This is a genomic window from Vibrio sp. 10N.222.49.C9 (assembly GCF_041474985.1).
In the GTDB taxonomy this organism is placed as follows: Bacteria; Pseudomonadota; Gammaproteobacteria; order Enterobacterales; family Vibrionaceae; genus Vibrio; species Vibrio crassostreae_C.
Map to the genome: position 1 here is coordinate 1 of NZ_JBFRVD010001016.1, position 262 is coordinate 262.

Consider the following 262-nt stretch of genomic DNA (forward strand, 5'->3'; position numbering starts at 1 on the left):
GTCTCAGTGGATGGCGCGGTAGCACTTAATGACGTGGTATTCACCGTGGTGTCAGGTTACTTAGACTTAGCAGCTAAAGCATACGACTTGGGTGTATTCGCCTTCGATGACCCGACAACCCTGCAGATTGATGCGCAAGGCGTCGAGTTCGAGAAAGGTAAAGACTACAGCGTGTATGCCATCAATGATCTAGCGAATATTAATGCGCTTGTTATTGAAGACAATCGTCGTCCTGTCGCGACCAGTGCCACCTTGAGTGTGC

At 49.6% G+C, this 262-nt stretch carries 1 protein-coding gene; it reads left to right on the forward strand.

Annotation, left to right across the window (positions count from 1 at the left end; all coding sequences use genetic code 11):
• Positions 1-262, forward strand: a 262-nt coding sequence (locus tag AB4585_RS26680; RefSeq protein ID WP_372171761.1) for a DUF4397 domain-containing protein, incomplete at both ends; no start/stop codon positions are given.